6 protein-coding genes are annotated in these 3,607 nt (G+C 41.0%); 4 read left to right on the top strand and 2 right to left on the bottom strand.

Going from position 1 to position 3,607, the window contains the following annotated elements; genetic code table 11:
- Positions 1–79 precede the first annotated feature (79 nt).
- Together V7L97_RS11200 and lgt are read left to right on the top strand one after the other, a co-directional pair.
- On the top strand, positions 80–355 hold the full coding sequence (locus V7L97_RS11200; RefSeq protein WP_442891828.1) for a hypothetical protein: 276 nt from the start codon (positions 80–82) through the stop codon (positions 353–355).
- A gap of 320 nt (positions 356–675) precedes the next feature.
- Positions 676–1,449 carry a prolipoprotein diacylglyceryl transferase gene (lgt, locus tag V7L97_RS11205; protein ID WP_333656005.1) on the top strand — a complete coding sequence of 258 codons (774 nt, stop codon included), beginning with the start codon at positions 676–678 and terminating at the stop codon, positions 1,447–1,449.
- On the opposite strand, the gene V7L97_RS11210 is transcribed toward lgt, so the two are convergent.
- Positions 1,433–2,371 carry an amidohydrolase family protein gene (locus tag V7L97_RS11210; RefSeq protein WP_333656007.1) on the bottom strand — a complete coding sequence of 313 codons (939 nt, stop codon included), beginning with the start codon at positions 2,369–2,371 and terminating at the stop codon, positions 1,433–1,435. The two genes, lgt and V7L97_RS11210, sit on opposite strands and share 17 nt — an antisense overlap.
- A 66-nt stretch (positions 2,372–2,437) precedes the next feature.
- Here V7L97_RS11210 and V7L97_RS11215 point away from each other — a divergent pair, with 66 nt between their 5' ends.
- A complete protein-coding gene (locus V7L97_RS11215) occupies positions 2,438–2,620 on the top strand; it encodes a hypothetical protein (protein ID WP_333656008.1) in 183 nt (60 codons plus the stop codon).
- A 61-nt stretch (positions 2,621–2,681) separates the two neighbouring features.
- On the opposite strand, the gene V7L97_RS11220 is transcribed toward V7L97_RS11215, so the two are convergent.
- Entirely contained in the window at positions 2,682–2,987 is a 306-nt protein-coding gene (locus V7L97_RS11220) for a helix-turn-helix domain-containing protein (protein WP_333656009.1), read from the bottom strand.
- 267 nt (positions 2,988–3,254) lie between these two features.
- Here V7L97_RS11220 and V7L97_RS11225 point away from each other — a divergent pair.
- Positions 3,255–3,607 (top strand): DUF2628 domain-containing protein (locus tag V7L97_RS11225; protein WP_333656011.1); only part of this gene is annotated, 353 nt, incomplete at its 3' end.

The raw sequence follows: 3,607 nt of genomic DNA on the forward strand, positions 1-3,607 counted from the left end.
GACAAACAGTTTAAACAAAGCAGCACCTCCATAAAAAGTTATTCAGACAACGGCCTTTGCAGCCGGATGGACGCCATGTATAGGCCCTGTTTTAGGCTCGATTCTCCTTTATGCGAGCACAGCGAATTCAGTTGCATCGGGGATAGAGCTTTTAACAGCCTACGCCATGGGACTTGGGATGCCATTTCTAATCACATCCCTCGCCATAAACACTGCCCTTTCCTATTTCAAAAAGATAAATCGCTATATGAGGGTAGTATCTGTTGTGAGCGGGTTGTTCCTTGTGGTTGTGGGTATCCTTCTCTTTACAGGGACGTTCAATGTGTTAAGCCAGTATATGACATTTTCAATTTAAGTATAAGAAGGCCTCCAGATGTTTTCTGGAGGCCTTCTTATACCATAATCCGTAATGAAACATTTGATAACGAGTGGCAGGCGGGATTCAAAGACTTTGCACGCAGTGTTTGCTGATAGCATTATCTTGAATCCGTAAGCTACAACTTTGCTATCCATTGAGTGAAATGGTTGTAATCTCTCAATTGCCCATGAACTGGGACTTTGCAAAGGCTTTGAAGACTGCCTGCCACTCGTTGGCTACGGACTATGGTTATTCGTCTTGCCACATTCAATATCGGATTTTAAGTTATAATGTAAAGAATTAATCTGGAGGCACGAATGATCCCTTATCCAAATATAGATCCTGAAATCGTGAAAATAGGGCCATTTGCTGTCAGATGGTACGGGATGATGTACCTCATGGGATTTGCATCGTCTTATCTGCTGGTCAGATACCAGATAAAGAAAAAGGGCATTAGTCTCGGCAAGGACTTCGTGGAATCCCTTTATTCATATCTCATTCTGGGACTTCTAATAGGCGCAAGACTGGGCTATGTGATTTTCTACAATCTGTCTTATTATATCCAGCATCCGCTCGATATATTTGCTGTATGGCACGGCGGCATGTCCTTTCACGGAGGATTGATCGGAAGTGTTATTGCAGGTATTTTGTTTTGCAGAAAACTAAAGGTAGATATCTGGCAGATAGCAGATATTGTTATTGTTACAGCACCCATCGGGCTTGGACTCGGAAGGCTTGGAAATTTTATAAATGGAGAGCTTTATGGAAGGGTGACAGATGTTCCATGGGCAATGATATTTCCCACAGGAGGACCACTGCCAAGGCATCCGTCTCAGCTTTATGAATTTTTTTTAGAAGGGGTTGTGCTTTTCAGTGTCCTCTGGATATTGAAAAATAAAGGCTTCAGAACAGGCATCCTCTCTTCGCTCTTTATTATTTTCTACGGTGTATTCAGGTTCTTTGTGGAGTTCTTCAGGGAGCCGGATGTGCAGGTTGGCTTTATTTTAGGGGTATTCACAATGGGGCAGATATTAAGCGCAGCAATGGTATTTCTGGGGCTTGGGATTATTTATCTCAGAAAAGCTGTCTGAAAAATATCTGCCTTCCGCCTGAGAATACTGTTTCTATCTTTCCGGTACCTATGAAATCTTTTTCCACTATCAGGAAATTCCCTTCTGCAATCGCATCTTTGCTCATGCACGCAGCAGATAATATCTGCTCTAAAGAAAGTCCTGCTTTCTGAAATAATCGCAATTCTTCGAAGAATGATTCTCCATGTTTTACGCCTTTTGAGCCGCTGTCTGTGCCGACGTTTAACTTCACGCCTATCAATGCAGCATAATTAATGGATAAGAGATGATTCTCTATGACTTCTTCTATATATCTTCTCTCCACGAATGGAAGCGTTGATGAAAAGCTCAGAAGTGCATATATCGTAGGAGTCCATGATACATCCATCTCCTTCATCATATGGAGCGTTTCATTGGATACAAAATATCCGTGTTCGATAGATGACACGCCGATATTTAAGGCATTTCTTATTGCCTTATCACCATTCGCATGACATCTTATCTCCAAGTCCATTTTCTTTGCCTCTTCAGCAATTACTTTAAGCTCTTCTTTTGAAAAGCCACCACCTGTAACAAATCCTGTCCCCTCGATGCTTACAACCCCTGAGTTTATGAGCTTTATGAAATCAGCGCCTAGATCTGCAATATCCTTTATGACCCTTTTAATCTCTTCCTTCCCGGCAACACCCTTTCCAAGGAATGCACCGTATGTGCCTTTCTTATAAACTGCATATCCAGCGGATTTTATATCTAAATGCCCCTTTAAGATCTTTTTTGCCTCCAGTCCAATGCCGCTCTTATGCCCCATGTCGTTTACAGAAAATATCCCGTGTTTCAGGAGCTCATCTTCGATATGCAGCAATCCGGCCTCATTTGTCAGCATGCCGTCCACGACAAAATGTATATGTGAATCTATAAGTGGGGGTATTTTTCTTATGTCCATATTGTTTTATCTCAAAGCGTTATTATGATATACTTTTATTCAGTTTGTTCTTTTTGTCAAGGAGCGATGGTGGATTCGAATCTGAATAATCTTAAAAAGCATATATTCTTTGAGTTCCTGAATCTTGTGGGCAGGGCATTTGTCCTTGTCAGATATTCTGATAATGTAGTTTTGGGCAATCGTGGATTTACAGCAGAAGAAAAGGAAAACGGAATCATCCTCGTTTTTAACTCAAGAATGAATTTTTAAGGGTCTCATTATAGCATAATCAGGCCTGATTCAATGCAGACACAGCTTCAAAGCCCTAGCCTTATGCGAGTTTTGCAAGGCTTCTATTAAGAAGTTTCAGAGCCTTCTTTATGATCTGAATGTCCTGATGTGAAAACTGGGAGGAAATATCTGTTTTGTGCGGAAATATTTCGCTTACATGTATGCCTAATGCCTTTGCTATTTGAGCCAAAGAATTCAGGCTCGGATTGACCTCTCCCCTTTCTATCTCGCCGATGAATTTATAGCTTATTCCGGCCTTTTCGCCTAACGATTCCTGCGTCATGCCCTTTAGCTTTCTGAGAGTTCTTATTCTTTTGCCTAATTCTATCGCGATTTTGTCGTTCATGGGTTAGCTCCTAACGGATTGTAGGAATTATATGTTTGTTTTCAATATGCTATAAACCCAATATAGGTGAAAATTACCTTGACAATAAAACCTATATGTGATAATTTCTTCCTTAATATAGGATGGAGCAGTTATTTTGTATCGCGAAAGGGGGATGTTATGCAATGTCCGTTTTGTAAAGGGGAGATTCAGGAAGGGGCGGTTAAGTGCAAACATTGCGGGTCAATGTTGGTTCCTCAAGGGGCGAGCAGTCAAGGGAGTGTTAACTTGTCGCCATCAGCATCAGCATCTGTAATCACTGACGAGGAGTTCAGCGCTTTTATAGGTGTAAATGCACTGAAATATATTCCGAAGTTTAAAAAGTTTAACATTCAGGGAGTGGATAATTTTAAAGCAACATGGAACTGGGCGGCCTTTTTCTTTACACCGTTGTGGTGTCTCTACAGAAAACTTTATCTATGGGCATTACTGTCATTTATTGCTGTGTTGATTTTACCGCTTATAACTAATATTGTTGTTGGAATAGCAGCGAATTTCCAGTATTACACTCATGCAAAGAAAAAGATATCAGAGGTCAAGACAGCCGTTCCAAATGTGACTCCGTCTGTGTTGGCAGAGAT

Origin of the sequence: Dissulfurispira sp. (assembly GCF_036745535.1) — a bacterium.
In the GTDB taxonomy this organism is placed as follows: domain Bacteria; phylum Nitrospirota; class Thermodesulfovibrionia; order Thermodesulfovibrionales; family Dissulfurispiraceae; genus Dissulfurispira.

What these genes read in the sequence shown, in the direction of transcription:
- lgt (WP_333656005.1), top strand. Translation starts at nt 676, where the DNA reads ATGATCCCTTATCCAAATATAGATCCTGAAATCGTGAAAATAGGGCCA.
- V7L97_RS11210 (WP_333656007.1), bottom strand. Translation starts at nt 2,371, where the DNA reads ATGGACATAAGAAAAATACCCCCACTTATAGATTCACATATACATTTT.
- V7L97_RS11215 (WP_333656008.1), top strand. Translation starts at nt 2,438, where the DNA reads ATGGTGGATTCGAATCTGAATAATCTTAAAAAGCATATATTCTTTGAG.
- V7L97_RS11220 (WP_333656009.1), bottom strand. Translation starts at nt 2,987, where the DNA reads ATGAACGACAAAATCGCGATAGAATTAGGCAAAAGAATAAGAACTCTC.